We start from the raw sequence: 19,419 nt of genomic DNA on the forward strand, positions 1-19,419 counted from the left end.
TCAGTCATCCCCACCGGGACCACTGCCGTCGGAACCATCGTCACCGTAGCGACCCGCGTCCCCGTTCAGGCCGTTGTACCTGTCAGGATCGTCGAGGCCGTTGTACCCGCCGCGACCGTTGTACCCGACCTCGCGGCCGGTCACACCGTTCTCGCCGACTCCCGGCTCCCCCGCGCCGGGCTGCCGGGATCCGACGATGCCCGGCAGGGTCGCACCGGTCGGCCGCGTCGCGGCACCCGCCGACCAGGCCAGCACGCGATCACGTTCCGCAGGCGTCACGAGCGGACACTCCCCGACCGCGGCATCCGGCCGGGCGGTGAGCCCGTCGAGGAGCGTAACCAGGCGCTGCGCGAACAGCTCGACCGTCCCCTCGTCGAACAGGTCCGTGGCGTACACCATCGACGCCGACCAGGACCGGTCCGGACGGGCGACCACCGCGACCGTCAGGTCGAGCTGGGCGGACGTGACCGGCGACTCGAGTGGCGCGACCCGCAGCCCCTCCGCCTCGAGCACCGGTGAACCGCTGCCGGCGTTGGTCAGCGTGAGCATGACCTGTGCCAGCGGCGAGAACGCCCGCGACCGGGTCGGGTTCAGACGTTCGACCAGTGTCTCGAACGGCACGTCGGCGTTGGTGAAGGCGTCGAGGTCGACGACCCGGGTGTCCTCGAGCAGTTCGGCGAAGCTCATCGACGGGTCGACCTCGGCCCGCAGGACCAGGGTGTTGACGAACATGCCGATCAGTTGGTCGATCTCGGCGCGTCCGCGACCCGCGATGGGCGTGGCCACCGCGATGTCGTCGGTCGCGGTGACCCGGGCGAGCAGCACCGACAGGCCCGCGTGCACCACCATGAACGGCGTCATCCCGCGGTCGCGCGCCAGCGCCGAGATCCGCGTCGCGACCTCGTGTGGGATCTCGAAGTCCACCCGCGCACCCCGCATCGACGCCACCGTCGGGCGAGGCCGGTCGGCGGGTAGCTCCAGCACGTCGGGTACCCCGGCGAGCTGCCTCAGCCAGTACGTCAGCTGCCGGCCGACCACCGACGTCGGGTCGTCGACCGCCCCGAGCTCGCGCTGCTGCCACAGTGCGTAGTCGGCGAACTGGACCGGCAGCGGCGGCAGCTCCGGCGTGCGGCCGGCCGCACGGTCGCGGTAGGCGGTCACGACATCGGCCAACAGCGGCCGCATGGACTCACCGTCACCCACGATGTGATGCAGCACCGCGAGCAGGACCCACGAACCCTCGCCGCGCTGCCACAACCGGATCCGGACGGGCACCTCGGTGGTGACGTCGAACCCGGCCGACAGCGCGTCGAGAAGCTCGGCCTCCGAGGCACATTCGACGAGCCGGGGGAGCGCGGCCGGACCGTCGGCGTCGTGGACGACCTGCGTCGGCCGGCCGTCGACGGCGGGGAAGGTGGTCCGCAGGATCTCGTGCCTGGCGACGACGTCGCCGATCGCCGCGCTCAGGGCCTCGACGTCGAGCTCACCGCCGAGTTCGACACCGATCGGCAGGTTGTACGCCGCCGACGCCGGATCGAGGCGGTTGATGAACCAGATCCGCTGCTGCGCGAACGACAGCGGGATCTCCGCCGGTCTGGGCTCGACCCGGATCACCGGAGCGCGCAACCCGCCGCGGTGTTCTCCGAGAGCGGCCAGGGCCCGCGGGGTGGGCGACTCGAACACGTCCCGGACGCCGATGTCGGCGTTCAACGCGTCGCCGACGCGTGCGGCCAAGCGGGTCGCCGACAGCGAGTTGCCGCCGAGGGCGAAGAAGTCACCCGTCACCGACACCGCGTCGACGCCCAGCAGGTCGGCGAAGACGGCCACGACGCGCGCCTCGGCCGCCGTCTCCGGGGCCACGGGGTCGTCCGCCTCGACCTCCGGGGCGGGCAGGGCCCGCTTGTCCAGCTTGCCCGTCGGGGTGAGCGGCAGGGCGTCGAGCACCGTGATCGTCGCCGGGATCATGTACGACGGCAACCGATCCGCGAGATGGTCGCGCAGATCGCCGACGTCGACGGCAGGCGCCTCCGACGCCGACACCACGTAGGCGGCCAACGACGACGCGACCGACCCGCCCACCCCGAGCACCACGGCCGTCTGGACACCGGAATACGAGGACAGCGCGTTCTCGATCTCGCCCAGTTCGATGCGCAGCCCGCGCAGCTTCACCTGGTCGTCCGAACGTCCCAGGTACTCGAGAACCAGCTCACCCGACGCCGAGCGCACCCACCGGACACGGTCGCCCGTGCGGTACATGCGATCGCCGGGCACCCCGAACGGGGACGCCACGAACCGTTCGGCGGTCAGTTGCGGTCGGCGGAGGTAACCGCGCGCCAGCGAGACGCCGGTGGCGTACAGCTCGCCGGCCATCCCGACGGGCACCGGCGCCAGGCGCTGGTCGAGGACCAGCAGGCCGGTACCCGGCACGGGCGCGCCGATGGTCACCGGTCCGTCCGGATCGAGCGGACCGCTGATGGTGACCGCCACCGACGTCTCCGTCGGACCGTACGCGTTGTGGAACGCGACCCGGTGCGACCACGCGCGGACGAGGGCGGTGGAAACCGCCTCACCACCCGAGGCGAGCATCCGCAGTGCGGGCAGCTCGTCGGGTTCGACCGTCGCCAGCACACTCGGTGTCAGGAAAACGTGCGTCAGCGCGTGCTCGCGGAGGAATCCGGTGAGCACCTCGCCGCCGACGACCTCGTCCGGCCGGTAGACCAGCGTCGAACCCGAGGTCGAGGCGAGCAGCCACTCGAGCACCGAGGCGTCGAAACTCGGTGAGGCGTAACCGAGTACACGTGAACCCGGACGGATAGCGAACCGCTTCGCCTCGGCGACCGCAAAGGCGTGTGCACCACGATGGGTGACCGCGACACCCTTGGGCACACCGGTCGAGCCGGAGGTGTAGATGACGTAGGCGAGCGCGTCGAGACGCGGGGCACCCGACACCTCACCCGGGGTGAGCGGACTGCCGTCGACCTCGCGCACCGCCGCGGCGAGGGTGTGCACATCGATCGACTCGACGCCGCTCGGAACGTCGACGCCCGAATCCGGGCCTCGTCGATCGGACGTGATGACCAGTCGCACACCGGAATCGGTGATCATGTGCGCGATGCGATCGGCGGGCAGCGTCGGGTCGACGGACAGGTACGCCGCACCCAGCTTCGCCAGGGCCCACTGCCCGACCAGACGGTCGACGGTGCGTCCCACCGCGAGCCCCACCACGTGATCGACGCCGATCCCGCGACCGGTCATCCACCGCGCGAGACGATTCGACCGCTCGTCGAGCTCGGCGTAGGTGAGCGATGCGCCGGTGCCGTCGGTGACCGCGACGATCTCGGCATGCGTGGCCGCGACGTCGGCGAAGACCTCGCCCAGCAGTCGCGGCTCCGGCGCCGCCGGACCGTTCACCGGGGCGAGCTCGGCGGCTGCCGCCGCATCGAGCAGGGCGATCGCCGAGGTCGGCCGATCCGCGTCGTCGACGGTCGTCCGTAGGATCTCGCGCAGCGCCGCACCGAACACGCGCACCTGGTCGTCGGCGAAGGCCGACGGCAAGTACTTGAGCTTCAGCAGCAGGCGGTCTCCCGACGGTGACGACGCGAGGTTGAGCGGATAGTGCGTCGAGTCGTCGGCATCCACGCCGACGATCTGCAGACCGCCGGCCAGAGACGTGTCCGCGGTCGACAGCGAGTCGGAGTCCACGGGGAACGACTCGAACACGGTGAGAGTGTCGAACAGCGCACCGATCGCGGCCAGCGCGGTGAGGTCGGCGAGGCCGACGTGCTGATGGTCGAGGACTGCAACCTTGTCGGCCTGCATCGCGGCGAGCACGTCACCGATTGCGGCGGTCGGATCGACGTCGACGACGCTCGGGACCGTGTTGATGAACAGGCCGACCATGCCCTCGACACCGTCGAGGTCCGACGGGCGGCCCGACACGGTCTCACCGAAGGCGACGACCCGGTTGCCGGTCATACGCGACAGCAGTACCGCCCACGCGAACTGCAGGATCGTGCTGACCGTGACCCCGCGCTCGCGGGCGAGCCGGTTGATCGCGGCCGTCGTCTCGGCGTCGATCCACTCCTCGTGATTGCGCGGCAACGAAGTGGTCGTGGCCTCCTCGGCGCCGGACACCAGCGTCGGTTCCTCGAGTGGCGACAGCACCTCCCGCCACGCGGCGAGACCTGCGGCCCGGTCGGTGGCGGCGAGACGCCGGACGTGATCACCGAAGTCGGTCTCCGCGGCGATGGTGGCCGTGTACGGGCCGACCCCGGCGTAGAGCGCGAGCAGGTCCGCGAGAACCAGCGGCCCGGACCAGCCGTCGAGCAGGATGTGGTGGTTGGTCACGATCAGGCTCAGCGTCGTCGCGGAACCGGCGCCGTGCTCGACACCGACGAACCGCACGAGCGGTGGTGCCTCGAGGTCGAACGGCGTGATCCGTTCGGCGTCGGCGATCTCGCGGACCCGCTGCGCGGCATCGTCCGGGTCGAGACCCGGTTCCAGGGTCACCTCGGACCACGGCAGGTCGACGCGCGGGGGCACGACCGCCACCAGCGCACCACCGGGGGTACGCACGTATCCGCTGCGCAGCACGCGATGATGCGCCACCAGTTCCTCTGCGGCCGACCGCAATCGCGATCGGTCGACGTCGCCCCCGAGATGCAGGACGGCCTGGGTGACGTACACGTCCACGCTGCCGGCTCCCGCCGCGGGCACACTCCCGCCGACCGACGGGTCGCGCGTCGCCATCTGCGACTGGAAGTACAGACCCGCCTGCAGCGGCGTGAGCGGCCAGACGTCGGCACCCGGGAAACGCACCGCGAGTGCGTCGAGCTCGGCCTGGGTGACCTGCGTACCCGGCACGTCCGACGGCGAGCGGCCCGGGTCGCCGACCACGGCGACATGCTGTGCGAGGGCGGCGAGTTCATCGGCCCACAGCTCGGCGAGCGCGGTGATGTCGTCGGTCCCGAACAGTGCCGACGGGAACGTGAAGTTGGCAGTGAGACGACGGGCTTCGCCGTCGCTCCGCGTTCCGACGTTGACGCTCAACGGGTTCAGCGCGACCATTGCGCCCGACACCGATGGCGGCATCCCCGGTGTGCCGGGCGCACCGGTGAACGGGATGACGTCCTGCGCGGGCTCGGCCGCGGAGCGTCCGGCTCGGCCGGCGCCGAAGAAGTTGAACCCGATGCTCGGCAGCGGACGCCGGGCCAGCTCGGTGTCGGCGCCATAGCGCAGCACACCGAAACCGAGCCCACCGTCGGGTTGCCCGAGGCGTTCCTCCTTGGCCGACTTCACCGCATGGGCGACGTCGGTGGACGGGTCGACGGCGACCGGGGCGATGGTGGTGAACCAGCCGACCGTGCGGGAAAGGTCGACTGCGCGTTCGCCGTCGTCGGTGAGGATCTCGTCCTTACGGCCGTGTCCCTCGACCAGGACCGTGACGGGTGCGACGTCGGCGATGCCGCGCTCGGCCTGCCACGCCCGCACCGCACGTGCGAACGTACCGAGCAGAACGTCGTTGGCGTTGCCGCGGAACGCTTCCGGCACCGAGGTCAGCGCGGCCTCGGTCACCTGCGCGTCGAATGCGTGGACCACCGACACCTCGGTGGCGAACCGGTCCCGCGACGCGTCGAAGTCGATCCCTAGATCGGTGGGCCGGGCCGGGAGCCGCTCGAGCCAGTACGGCAGCTCGGCGGCGCGCCGGTCGGTCTGTGCGCCGACCGCGTGGGCCCACGCCCGCTCGGACGTCGCCTCGGCCCGCAGCGCGATCGGCTGACCCGCTGCCCGCTGCGCCCATCCGATCACCAGGTCCTCGACGATGATCGGCCAGGACACCGCGTCGACACCGAGATGGTGGATCGCCAGGACGACCCGACCGACGCCGTCGACGTCGGTGACGATGCCGGCCGCGACGAGCACACCGGTCGACGGGTCGAGGTGTGCCAGCGCCTCGGCATGCGCGGCGCGCAGGTCATCGTCGTGGCCGGGGGTACCCACCGGTGCGGCCGACGACCGGGCGAACACGTACGGCGCCGCGCTCGGACTACCGGTGTGCGAACCATCTGGGCTCTTGCCGGAGCCGGCGGCGAGTTGCCAGCGGTCACCGTCGCGGGTGAGACGGGCGGACAGCATCGGGTGCACCGCGATGAGCTCGGACAGCAACTCCGACAACGCGTCCACGGTGAGCCCCGACGGCGCGTGGAGTACCCGGTACTGCGAGAAGTCCGCGAAATCGCCGGGCTCCGACGAATGTTCGATCATCCACGACATCACCGGCAGCAGCGGCAGGTCGCCATGCGCTCCGCCACTGGGTTCGTCGAGCGCCGGCAGGCGATGCGCCTCACCGGCGACCACGCGAGCCATCGCCCGGATGGTGCGTTGCTCGAAGATGTCTCGCGGTGTCAGCGTGAACCCGGCGGCGCGAACCGCCGAGGCGAGCTGGATCGACATGATCGAGTCGCCGCCGAGCGCGAAGAACGACTGGGTGACCGAGACCTGCTCCAGTCCGAGCAGACCCGCCACGATGCTCGCCAGGGTCTCCTCGGACGCGTTGGCGGGCGCGACGTAATCGGCGTCGAGCCCCGCGAAGTCGGGTGCGGGCAGGGCGCGGCGGTCGAGCTTGCCCGCGCTGTTCAGCACGACGTCGTCGATCGGCATCCACAGGGTCGGACGCATGTACTCCGGAAGTGCCTGTGCCACCGCGTCACGCAGGACCTCGAGGTCCACGGTCGACGGCGCGACATAGGCGACCAGATGCTGTCCGCCGCCCGGCGCGGCGGCCACCGTCACCGCGGCGTGCACGACCCCGGGCGCGGCCGCCACGACCGACTCGATCTCGCCGAGCTCGATGCGCTGGCCGCGCAGCTTCACCTGGAAGTCGGTGCGGCCGAGGTACTCGATCTCCCCGTCGGTGTTCCACCGCACGAGGTCGCCGGTGCGGTAGAGCCGCGAGCCGGGCCGGCCGAACGGGTCGGCCACGAAGCGTTCCGCGGACAGTCCCGGTTGCGCGGCGTACCCGCGGGCCACCTGCTCGCCACCGAGATACAGCTCGCCCGGGACTCCCGTAGGGACCGGGTTCAGTCGCGCGTCGAGCACATGGGTGGTCGTGTTCCAGACCGGCACGCCGATCGGCACGACCGACGGTGCCCGGGTGACGTCGGCGTAGGCCACCTCGACCGCTGCCTCGGTGGGACCGAACAGGTTCACGATCTGGACGTGCGGCAGCAGCTCGTGGGCACGGGCCACCACCGCGGGCGGCAGCGCCTCACCGGAGGCGAAGAGCCACCGGAGCGTACCCAGGCGCGAAATCGTCTCGGCCGGAACGACATCGAGGAACACCGACAGCATCGACGGGACGAAGTGCACCGAGGTGGCGCCGCTGGACGCGATCAGATCGGCGATGTAGAGCGGATCGGCGTGGCCGCCCGGTTCGGCGATCACCATCGTCGCACCGGTCAGCAACGGCGCGAACAGCTCCGGCACCGAGACGTCGAAGGTGTAGGGCGTCTTCTGGATGATCCGGTCCCCCGCGGTCCACGGATATTCGTCGAGTCCCCACCACAACCGGTTGGCCACCGCCGCGTGGGACACCGTCACGCCCTTCGGCCGCCCGGTCGAACCGGAGGTGAACAGCGTGTACAGCGCGTCGTCCCCGCGGATCGGGCGGACACGCTCCGCGTCGGTGACCGGCGGTGTCGCCGGGTCCACCTCGCGGGTGGAATCGACGGTGACACGACGGATCCCGTCGTCGAGGCCGGACAGGTCGGCCGCGACGGACCGCGGTCCGACGAGCAGAACCCGCGCGCCGGCCGTGTCCACCATGTAGCGCACCCGGTCCCCCGGGGCAGCGGTGTCGATGGGCACGTATCGGCCACCTGCGGCGGCCACGGCGTGGACGGCAACGACCATCTCCACGCCGCGATCGATGCACACCGCGACCGCGACGTCGGGACCGACGCCCAGACCGAGGAGTTCCCGGGCGAGATCGGCGACGCGAGCGCCGAACTCGCGGTAAGTCAGCTCACGGTCGGCGAAGGTCAGCGCGATCGAGTCGAGCGACCGCGCCCCGCGAAACGAGAGCGCGTCGGCCACCGATCCCGCCGGGACGGCGATCTCGGCGCCGCGAGATCGTCGCAGTATCTCTTCGACCTCGGCGGGTTCGAGGAGCGCCGCCTCGGCCACCGGCGCCTCGGTCCGCGCCGTCAGCTGGTCGAGGAGCGCGACGAACCTGCGGGCCAGCTGCGCCACGGTGTCCTCGTCGAAGAGGTCCCGCGCAAACACGAACTCGAGCGGCCAGTCGCCGTCGCGCTCGGGGACGGTGACACCGACGGTGAGGTCGAGTTTCGCCGGCGGGTCCGCGGGCGACATCGGTTCGATGTCGAGACCGGCGACGGAGGCCGGCGCCGTGTCGGCTCCCATCTCGGGTATTGCGGTCTGGCCGAAGGTCAACATCACCTGCGCGAGTGGTGCGAACGCTTCGGATCGCACGGGGTTGAGTCGCTCGACGAGCGTCTCGAAGGCGACGTCGGCGTTCGCGAAGGCCTCGAGATCGGTCTCGCGCACCTGCTCGAGGAGTTCGGCGAACGTCATCGACGGGGCGATCTGCGCGCGGAGGACGAGAGTGTTGACGAACATACCGACCAGCGGGTCGAGGACACGCTGGCCGCGTCCGGCCACCGGCGTCGCGATCGCGACGTCCTCACCCGCCGACAGACGCGCCAGCAAAACCGCGAGCGCCGCGTGTACCACGATGAACGGCGTCGCGTCGGCCTCGCGGGCGAGATCACGCACGCGGTCGCCGATCTCGGCCGGTATCGCGGCACCGACCCGGCCGCCCCGCTGCGAGGCGACAAGTGGCCTCGGCCGATCGAACGGCAGCGTGAGCACCTCGGGCAGATCGGCGAGTTTGGCTGCCCAGTAGGACAACTGGGCGCCGATGACCGAGTCCGGGTCGGACCCGTCGCCGAGGACGTCGTGCTGCCAGAGCGCGAAGTCGGCGAACTGGACCTCGAGCGGTTCGAAGTCGGGTGCCCGCCCGGCGACCCGCGCGTCGTAGGCGTTCATCACGTCGGCCAAGAGCGGATTCATCGACTCGCCGTCGGCGGCGATGTGATGGACGATCACTGCGACCACGGACCGCCCCGGTTCGACCGGCCAGACCCGCACACGGATCGGCCAGTCTGCGCTCACGTCGAAGCCCTCGACGATCGCGTTCTCCAGTTCGTGCTGATCCGCCACGATTCCCCAGTCGAGGCGTTCGGCGATCTGCTCGCGCGGGTGGATCAGCTGATATGCCGCTCCCTCGACGGAGGGGAAGGTGGTGCGCAGGACCTCATGGCGTCCCACCACGTCGGCCATCGCCTGGTGCAGTGCGTCGGTGTCCAGAGGTCCGGTCACCTGCAACACCACCGGGATGTTGTAGGTCGGCAGCGACGGATCGAACTGGTTGATGAACCACATCCGCTGCTGTGCGAACGACAGCGGGACGAGTTCCGGCCGTTCGGTGTTCGCGACGATCGGGGGCAGCGCCTCGGCGTGTCCGGACACCTCGCCCACCAGCGCACGCACCGTCGGCGCCTCGAACAGGTCGCGCACCGAGGTCTCGACCCCGAGCACCTCGCCCACCCGGGCGGCGACGCGCGTCGCCGACAGCGAGTTGCCACCGAGATCGAAGAAGGACTCGGTCACGCTGACCTGGTCGATGCCCAGCACCTCGGCGAACACCGCGGCGACCGCGGCTTCCTGGTCGGTCTCCGGTGCCACGATCTCGCCGACCTCGATCACCGGTTCGGGTAGCGCCGCCTTGTCGAGCTTGCCGACCGGGGTCAGCGGGAGCTCGTCGAGCACCGCCACCGATGCCGGCACCATGTGCGCCGGAAGTCGTTCGCCGACAAATGCTCTCAGCACTGCCGGATCGACGTCGGCGCCCGTGGCGACCACATAGGCGGCCAGCGCGGTGGCGACCGAACCGCCGACACCGACGACCACGGCCGAGCGGACCGCCGGATGGTCGGCGAGAACCGCCTCGATCTCACCGAGTTCGATGCGCAGACCGCGCAGCTTCACCTGATCGTCACTGCGCCCGGAGTACTCGATGACCGGGGCGCCGGTGGAATCCTGCTTCCAGCGCACGATGTCACCGGTGCGATACATCCGGTCACCCGGGAGACCGTGCGGGTTCGCCACGAACCGATCGGCGGTCAGGCCAGGGCGGTCGAGGTATCCACGCGACAGCGCGCCGCCGTTGACGTACAGCTCACCTGCGACCCCGATGGGGACCGGACGCAACTGCGCGTCGAGCACCATCAGGCCCACGCCGGCGAGCGGGCCGCCGAGCGAGACCGGCTCGCCCACCGCCATGGGCGCACTGATGGTGACGCCGATCGTGGTCTCGGTCGGGCCGTACAGGTTCTGGATCCTCCGGAACGGAGCCCAGCTGTCCTTGAGCGCCTGCGGCACGGCCTCGCCACCGGCGTAGACGACCCGAAGGGCCGGGACTGCCTGCGGTTCGATGGTCGCGAGCACGGTCGGCGTCAGGAATGTGTGGGTGATCGCCTGTCGCATCATCAGGTCCTGCAGCGGCGGGCCGCCGACCGCGTCGGCGGGGCGGTAGATCAACACGCCGCCGGACACGATCGCGAGCAGGTACTCGAGCACCGACGCGTCGAAGCTGGGCGAGGCGAAGCCGAGCACCCGCGAGTACTCGTCGGCGCCCGAGCGCCGGATCTCCTCGGCGGCGAAGTTCGCCAGACCCGAGTGGGTCACGGCGACGCCCTTCGGTCTCCCGGTGGAGCCGGAGGTGTAGATCACGTAGGCGACGTTGTCCACCCGTACCGGCCCGCGACGATCCGCTGCGGTGATCGGCGCGTCGGACAGCGCCTCGATCTCGGCGGACAGCGTGGCGTCGTCGAGACGGAGCCACGAGAAACGTTCTCCGGGAAGAGTTCCGGATGCCTCGACGGCCAGGCCCAGGATCGCACCCGAATCCTCGACCATGTTCGCCACCCGCTCGGCGGGATAGTCCGGGTCGATCGGCACATACCCACCACCGGTCTTGGCCACCGCCCAGATCGCGGTGAGCAGCTGCACGGAGCGGCCGATCGCCAGCGCGACCAGCTTCTCCGGGCCGATGCCCTGACCGATCAGCCAGCGCGCCAGGCGGTTCGACCGCGCGTCGAGATCGGCGTAGGACAGCCAGACGTTGTCGGCGTCGACGACGGCCTGACGCGGACCCCACTTCGCGGCGGCCCGGGCGAACAGATCGCCCAAGACGACCGGCTCGGTTCCCGGTCCCCCGGTGACGACCGCGTCGGAGTCGGCGATCGACACCGTTTTGCGGTCCGGCTCGGGTTGCGCTGCGGCGCGAGCGAGTTCGGCCAGCGACGTCGTGTCGCCGAGGGCGATCTGTGCGAGCGGGGTCTCCAGGTCGGTCAGCGCCCCGTCCAGCAGGGCGGTGAGCTGGTCGGCCATCCGCGAGATCGACGACTCGTCGAACAGATCGGCCGCGTAGGTGATGGTGCCCGCCCAGTCCGTGCCCGACCCGTCCGGGGTGTCGCCCGGCTGGGAGATCCCGACGAGCAGGTCGACGCGTGCCGGGATGCGTTCGGTGGTCACCGGGCTGACCTGCAACCCGGCGATCTCGCCCACCGACAGATCGGACCCGGCCAGTTCGGGCAGAGTGGACTGGTCGAAGGTCAGCCACACCTGGGTGAACGGTGCGAACGCGGCGGACCGCTGCGCCCCGGCGGCGTCGGCGACCACCTCGAAGGGGACGTCGGCGTTGGCGAAGGCCTCGAGGTCCGCGTCCTTCGCCGCCTCGAGCAGGTCAGCGAAACCGCGGTCGCGATTCACCTGTGTGCGCAGGACGAGCGTGTTGACGAACATGCCGATCAGCGGATCCAGCACGCGCTGACCGCGTCCCGCGATCGGGGTGCCGATCGCGATGTCGTCGGTGGCCGACAGCCGTGAGAGCAGTGCGGCCAGCGCCGCGTGCACGACCATGAACGGGGTCGTGCCAGTGTCCTGCGCGATGCTCGCGATCCGGTTGCCGAGTTCGGCGGGCACGGTGAAGGTCACCCGGCCGCCGCGCTGGCTGGCCCGCGCGGGGCGCGGTCGGTCGGTGGGCAGTTCGATCACGTCGGGCAACCCGGCCAGACGGTCGGTCCAATAGGCGAGCTGACGTCCGACCACCGATTCGGGGTCGTCCGGCGAACCGAGCACCTCGTGCTGCCAGATCGCGAAGTCGGCGAACTGCACCTCCAGATCCCCGAACTCGGGATCGGTGTCGGCCGATTCGGCGAGGTAGGCCGTCACCACATCGCTCACCAGCGGCATCATCGACTGACCGTCCGAGGCGATGTGGTGGGTTATGACGGCGAAGACGTGCTCGTCCGGGGCCACCTCCCAGATCCGCGCGCGGATGGGCCAGTCCCGCGAGACATCGAAGCCGGCGGACACCGCAGCCTCGATCTCTGCCTGCGAGGACACCTCCTGCCAGTCCAGACGTGCGGCGACCGACGACGCGCGGTTGATCTTCTGATACGGCGTGCCGTCGGCGGACGGGAACGTGGTCCGCAACGACTCGTGCCGCGACACCACGTCGATCAGTGCGGCATGCAGCGCTTCGGTGTCCAACGCCCCGGACAGCCGCAGCACGACCGGCAGGTTGTACGCAGACGAGGTGGTGTCGGCCTGGTTGACGAACCACATCCGCTGCTGGGCGAACGCCAGCGGGATCCGTTCGGGTCGCGGAACCACCGGGACGATCGGCGCGCGCGCGGCATCGAGATCCGCACTGGCGCTGGCCAGTTCGCGGACGCTAGGTGCGTCGAACAGGTCACGCACCGAGATGTCGGTCCCCGTGACCTCGCCGACCCGCGCGGCCAGTCGCATCGCCGACAACGAATTACCGCCGAGATCGAAGAACGAGTCGGTGACGCTGACCCGCTCCACCCCCAGCACGTCGGCGAATACCGCCGCCACGGCAGCCTCGGCCTCGTCGGCCGGTTCCACATACTCACCGGCAGCGAACACCGGCTCCGGAAGCGAGCGGCGATCGATCTTGCCCGCCGTGTTCAACGCGATGTCCTCCACCGGCATCCACACGCTCGGCCGCATGTACTCCGGCAACGCTTCCGCGACGACGGCCTTCACCGCGTCGATGTCGAGACGCTCACCCGGGACCCCCGCCACGTAACCGACGAGGTGTTCGCCGCCACCGGGTGCCGTGGCCACCGTCGCCGCAGCGTGCACGACGCCGGGCGCCGACGCGATGACCGCCTCGATCTCACCGAGCTCGATACGCTGTCCGCGCAGCTTGACCTGGAAGTCGGTGCGGCCGAGATACTCCAGCACACCATCGGGACGGCGGCGCACCAGGTCACCGGTGCGATACAGACGCGACCCCGGCTCACCGTAGGGGTCGGCGACAAACCGCTCAGCGGTCAGATCGGGCCGGGCGGCGTAACCGCGGGCGAGTTGGACCCCGCCGAGGTAGAGCTCTCCGGGCACGCCGGGAGGGACCCGGCGCAACCGCGAATCCAACACCACTGCAGACGAATTCCAGACCGGAACGCCGATGGGCACCGTCGGATCATCCGCGGCGACGGAGTGAATCCGCTCGAACGTGATCTCCACCGCGGCCTCGGTCGGGCCGTACAGGTTGAAGAACCAGGCATCCGGCCACAGTTCGCGCACCGGTGCCGCGACCGCTGGCGGCAACGCCTCACCCGTGGTCGAGACGATCCGGAGGGTGTCGAGCGCGGCGAGCTGTTCGCGGTCGACGACCTCGAGGAACACCGAGAGCATGGACGGCACGAAGTGCACCATCGTCGTGCCGGTGCGAGCGATCTCGTCGGCCACCTGCCGCGGATTGAGGTGACCACCGTCGGCGAGAACGACCACGCGTGCACCGATCGCCAACGGCGCGAACAGTTCCGGCACCGAGCAGTCGAAGGTGTACGGCGTCTTCTGCATCACGACGTCGTCGGGGCCGATCGGCAGCGCGTCCAGGCCCCACCACAGGCGGTTGAGCACGGCCGCGTGTGAGAGGGTCACACCCTTCGGACGTCCGGTCGACCCGGAGGTGAAGAGGGTGTATGCCGCATCGTCCGGGCGCAGCGGCGCGAGTCGCTCGTCGTCGGACACCGGGGCGGCGGCCGCCGAGTCGACGTCCAGGAGCACCGAGGCGTCCACGGTCATGACACGGACGCCGGCCTCGTGCGCGGCGTTCACCGCGCCGGGTACTCCGTCCGCGTCGGCGACCAGCAGCACTCGCGCACCGGCGGTCTCGTACATGTAGCGGACGCGGTCCGCGGGTGCGGCCACGTCGACGGGTACGTACTGACCACCGGCGGCGACGACGGCATGGATGGCCACCATCATCTCAATCGACCGCGGAACACACAGCGCCACAGCGACATCGGGGCCGACGCCGGCGGCGATCAGTTCACGGGCCAGGTTATTGACCCGGGCCGAGAACTCTCCATAGGACACCTCCCGCTCACCGAAGACGAGCGCGGTTGCGTCGGGGGTGCGCTGCGCCTGCGCGGCCACGGCCTCGCTGACCGTCTGCACCGCGGGCAACGCGACATCCTCGCCCCACTCCGCAGCCTCGATGGCCGCAACCGTCGACGGCGCCACGAACGCCGCATCCCCCACCGCGACCTCGGGCACAGCAGTCAACTCACCCAACAATCGAGTGAACCGATCGACGAACTCCACCACGGTCGACTCGTCGAACAGATCTGTCGCGTAGATTATCGAGACCGGCCAGTTCTCGCCATCGGGTCGCGAGGACACCGTCACCCACAGATCGACTTGCGCGGCGACCGCCACGTCGTCGTACGCGGCGACCGACAACCCACCTGCGTCGCCTATCGCATCCGCCGCCGAAGCAGCCGGGTCGAACGAGAAGATGACCTGCGCCAACGGCGAGAACGCCTCGGAACGGACGGGGTTCAAGCGATCGACCAGGGTTTCGAACGGGATGTCGGCGTGGGCGAAAGCGTTCAGGTCGACCTCGCGGACCTGTGCCAACAGTTGTTCGAACGGCTGCGCGCCGTCGACCGCCGTACGCAGCACCAGCGTGTTGACGAACATGCCCACGAGCGGGTCGAGCACTGCCTGCCCACGACCGGCGATCGGCGTACCGATCGCGATGTCGTCGGTCGCCGACAACCGCGCCAGCAACACCGCGAGCGCCGCATGCACCACCATGAACGGCGTCACATCGGCCCCGCGTGCCACCTCTGAGATACGCGCACCGATCTCAGCCGGAATCCCCACGTCGTACCGAGCACCCCGGCCCGACGCGACCGCCGGACGCGGCCGATCCGCCGGCAGCTCCAGTACGTCCGGGAGACCGGCCAACTGCGCGGTCCAGTACGCCAGCTGCCTGCCGACGATCGACTCCGGATCGTCCGGGTCACCGAGAACGTTGCGCTGCCAGATGGCGAAATCACTGAACTGCACCGCCAGCGGTTCGAACTCGGGCTCACGCCCACCTGTCCGTGCACCGTAGGCGGTGACCAGATCCGACACCAGCGGTGCCATGGATTCTCCGTCCGCACCGATGTGATGCATCACCACCGCGAGCACGTACTCACCGGGTGCGACCGGCCACAGGCGCGCCCGGATCGGCCAGTCCTCGGTGACGTCGAAACCCGCGGTCGCCGCGGCCACGAGAGCGTCTTCGGAGTCGACGATCTGCCAGTCGAGGCGGTCGTCCACGGCGGACTCCGGGTGCACGAGTTGGTACGGCATACCCTCCACGTCCGGGAAGGTCGTACGCAGCACCTCGTGCCGCCGGACGACGTCGACGAGCGCCGCGTGCAGCGCATCGGTGTCGAGGTCGCCCGAAAGACGCAACACGGCCGGCAGATTGTGGGTGGCCGCACCCGGTGCGAATCGGTTGATGAACCAGATCCGCTGCTGCGCGAACGACAGCGGAATCCGCTCCGGCCGTGGGTCGACAACCGTGATCGGGGGCAACGCCTCACCGTGATCGCCGACGGCGGCGATGAGGGACCGAACCGTGGGGGCGTCGAAGACGTCGCGGACCGATACCTGTGTGCCGAGGAGTGCACCGGCGCGCGCGGCCAGGCGCATCGCCGACAGCGAGTTGCCACCGGAGGCGAAGAAGTCCGCGGTGACACCGATCTCGTCGATACCGAGTAGGTCGGCGAAGACCGCGGCAAGCGCGCTCTCCTGCGGCGTGCGTGCCGCTTCCCGGTCGGTGTCGAGGTCCATCGCAGGCGGTTCCGGAAGCGACCGCCGGTCCACCTTGCCCGACGTGGTCAGCGGCATCTCCTCGACCTCGACCCACACCGCGGGACGCATGAAGTCCGGGAGAGCCTGTGCGTGACGCGCGACGTCATCGAGGTCGAGTTCGCCGGCGCGCCGTGGCGACACGTATGCGACGAGGTGGTCGCCTGCGGGCGTGGAGACGAGCGTCACCGCGGCGTGCAGGACGCCGTCGGCTCCGGCGACCACCGACTCGATCTCGCCGAGTTCGACTCGCTGGCCGCGGATCTTGACCTGGAAGTCGGCGCGGCCGAGGTATTCCACCCGTCCGTCGTCTGTCCATCTGGCCAGGTCCCCGGTCCGGTACATCCGGGATCCGGGTCCGCCCAAGGGATTCGCGACGAAAGACTGGGCGGTCAGGTCGGGACGGCCCGCGTACCCACGGGCCAACTGCACACCGCCGAGGTACATCTCGCCGATGAAGCCCGGCGGAACCGGGCGCAACGCGGCGTCGAGGATCTGGACCGTCGAGTTCCACACCGGTCCGCCGATGGGGACCACGGCATCGGTCGCGTCGATGACCCGCTCCCCGGTGATGTCGACGGCAGCCTCGGTGGGGCCGTACACGTTCCAGATATCCGCGCCGGTGCGCGCACGCAGGTCGCGTACGAGACCCGGCGTCAGCGCTTCGCCGCCGGAGAGGATGAAACGCAGTTCCGACAGCGCGGAATCCGCCGCGCCGTCGAGCAGCACCGCAAGCATCGACGGTACGAAATGCACACCGGTGGCCCGGTTTTCCCGAATGAGCCGTTCGAGATAGGCGATGTCGCGGTGCCCCTCCTGCGCGGCGACGACGAGGTCTGCGCCGGCGAGGAACGGAGTGAACAGCTCGCCGACCGACGGATCGAAGGTGTAGGGGATCTTGTGCAGCAGGATGTCGTCGGCGGTCACGCCGAAGGCGTCCACGCCCCAGCGGATGCGGTTGATCAGCGCTCGGTGGTCGATCGTGACGCCCTTGGGACGTCCGGTCGATCCAGAGGTGAACAACGTGTAGGCCGCGTGCTCCGGGCGGAGGTCCGACGGGGCGACGAGTGCTTCGGAACGGCCCGTCGACAGCGACGACGCCAGGTCCACGGCGACCAGCGCCACCCCGGGCAGGTCCGCGTCGGCGACCGCGACCTCGGCCCCCGGTGCGACCAGGACGAGGCGCACATCCGCGGTGGCCAGCACGTAGGCCGTCCGGTCCGCGGGGGCCTCGATGTCGATCGGCACGAACGCGCCGCCCGCGACGATCACGGCGTGGATGGCGGCGACCTCGTCGAGTGACCGAGGCATGCACACCCCGACGGCGACGTCGGGTCCCACACCGCGGTCCCGCAGCTCCGCAGCCAGCGCAGTGACGCGGAGACCGAAGTCCGCGTAGGACAGTTCGGTGGCGTCGTCGCGCACTCGCGCGTCCGCGTGTCGGCGGTAGGCCTGCAGCAGCGCGCCGGCCATGGTCTCGTCGGGCAGTTCGACATGCGGGCCCGAGGAGAAATCCGCGACCGCGTCGCGGTCGGATGCGGAGAGCACCTCGAGCTCGCGCAGCAGTCGTGCGTCGTCCGTCGCGACGGCATCGAGAACACGGGTGATGATCGCGGCGAACCGCATGACCGCCGTCTCGTCGAAGGCGTTCGGGAGGTACTTGATCTTCAGGAGCAGCTCGTCGCCTGCCGGGCCGGTGACGAAATTGAGCGGGTAATGCGTGCCCGTCACCGTGTCGATGCGGGCGACGTCGAGTCCGCCGGTCACCCCGGTGTCGGCGCTCGAGATCGAGTCGGTGTCGATCGGGTACGACTCGTGCACGGTGAGAGTGTCGAACAACGGGCCGGCGACTCCCGTGGACGCCGCGAGCGCGGGCAGTCCGACGTGCTGGTGGTCGAGCACCGACACCTTGGCCTGCTGCAGTGTCGACAGCACGTCGGCGATCGACGCATCGGGGTCGACCTCGACGACGGCGGGCAACGTGTTGATGAACAGACCGATCATCGTGTCGACGCCGTCGAGATCAGCCGGACGTCCGGAGACCGTCTCACCGAAGGTGACGACCCGCTCCCCGGTCAGCTTGGACAACAGGACCGCCCAGGCGAACTGCAGCACGGTCGACGTGGTGACGCCGCGCAGTCGAGACATCTGCTCGAGCGCCGCTGTGGTCTCCGCATCGATCCGGAAGTGGTGTTCGGCGGGCTGCTGATCCGTGGTCGCCACGGCGCCCCCGGGCATGACCAGGGTGGGCGAATCGACCGGAGCGAGCACCCGAGCCCACGCGCGGCGGGCCGCGTCGCCGTCCGCGGTCGCGATGCGCCGCAGATGATCTGCGAAATCGTTTCCGCCCGAGTAGGCCTGGCGGGTGTAGGTCTCGTTCGCCGCGTACAGCGCGAGGAGGTCGGCCAGCACCAGCGGGCCCGACCAGCCATCGAGCAGAATGTGGTGGTTGGTGACTATCAACGAGGTCCCACCGGGATGGTCGACCGCGACGAAGCGGACGAGCGGTGCATGCGCGAGGTCGAAGCCCCGCAGCCGCTCATCGCCCGCGAGTTCGGCGACACGGGCGTCGACGTCCTCTCCGATTCCGAGACTCACGCCGAGCCAGGGCACGTCGACGGACGACGGCACCACGGTGACGACGCGGCCGTCGACCGTGGTGGCGAAAGCCGACCGCAGGACACGGTGGGCGGCGAACAGCTTCTCCGCCGACTCTCGCAGGCGATCCGAATCCACACCGCGCAGGGTGACGACAGCCTGGGTGACATACACGTCCACGACGTCGTCGGATTCGAGTGCTCGGGCAGATTCGACGTAGAGACCCTGCTGCAACGGCGACAGCGGCCAGATGTCCGCGCCCGGGTGGGACGCCGCCAGTGCGTCCAGTTCGTGCTGGGTGAGTCCGGTGCCCGGCACGTCAGACGGCGACAGTCCGATCGACGCGCCCGCCCGGACCAGGTCGACGACGGCCGAGAGCTCGTGCGCCCAGAGGCCGAACAGCGCGTCGATCTCGTCCTCGGTGAAGAGTGCGCCCGGGAAGTTGGCCCCCGCCACCAGCTTTCGCCTACCGTCCGCGTCGTGCGACGTGGTGACGGTGACTCCGAGCGCGGCCAGCGACACCATCGCACCGGACGCGGACGAGCCGAGGAC

General features: G+C 70.2%; 1 protein-coding gene (running past one end of the window). It reads right to left on the bottom strand.

What is annotated here, in order from left to right; translation table 11 throughout:
- On the bottom strand, nucleotides 1–19,419 hold the end of the coding sequence (locus QAD21_RS18285) for a non-ribosomal peptide synthase/polyketide synthase (RefSeq protein ID WP_280359938.1). 20,775 nt of this gene lie beyond the right edge of the window; the window shows 19,419 of its 40,194 coding nt (coding positions 20,776–40,194); the start codon falls outside the window, past its right edge — the gene reads right to left on this strand; it ends in the stop codon at nucleotides 1–3.

Source organism: Gordonia sp. SMJS1 (genome assembly GCF_029866425.1).
GTDB lineage: Bacteria > Actinomycetota > Actinomycetes > Mycobacteriales > Mycobacteriaceae > Gordonia > Gordonia hongkongensis.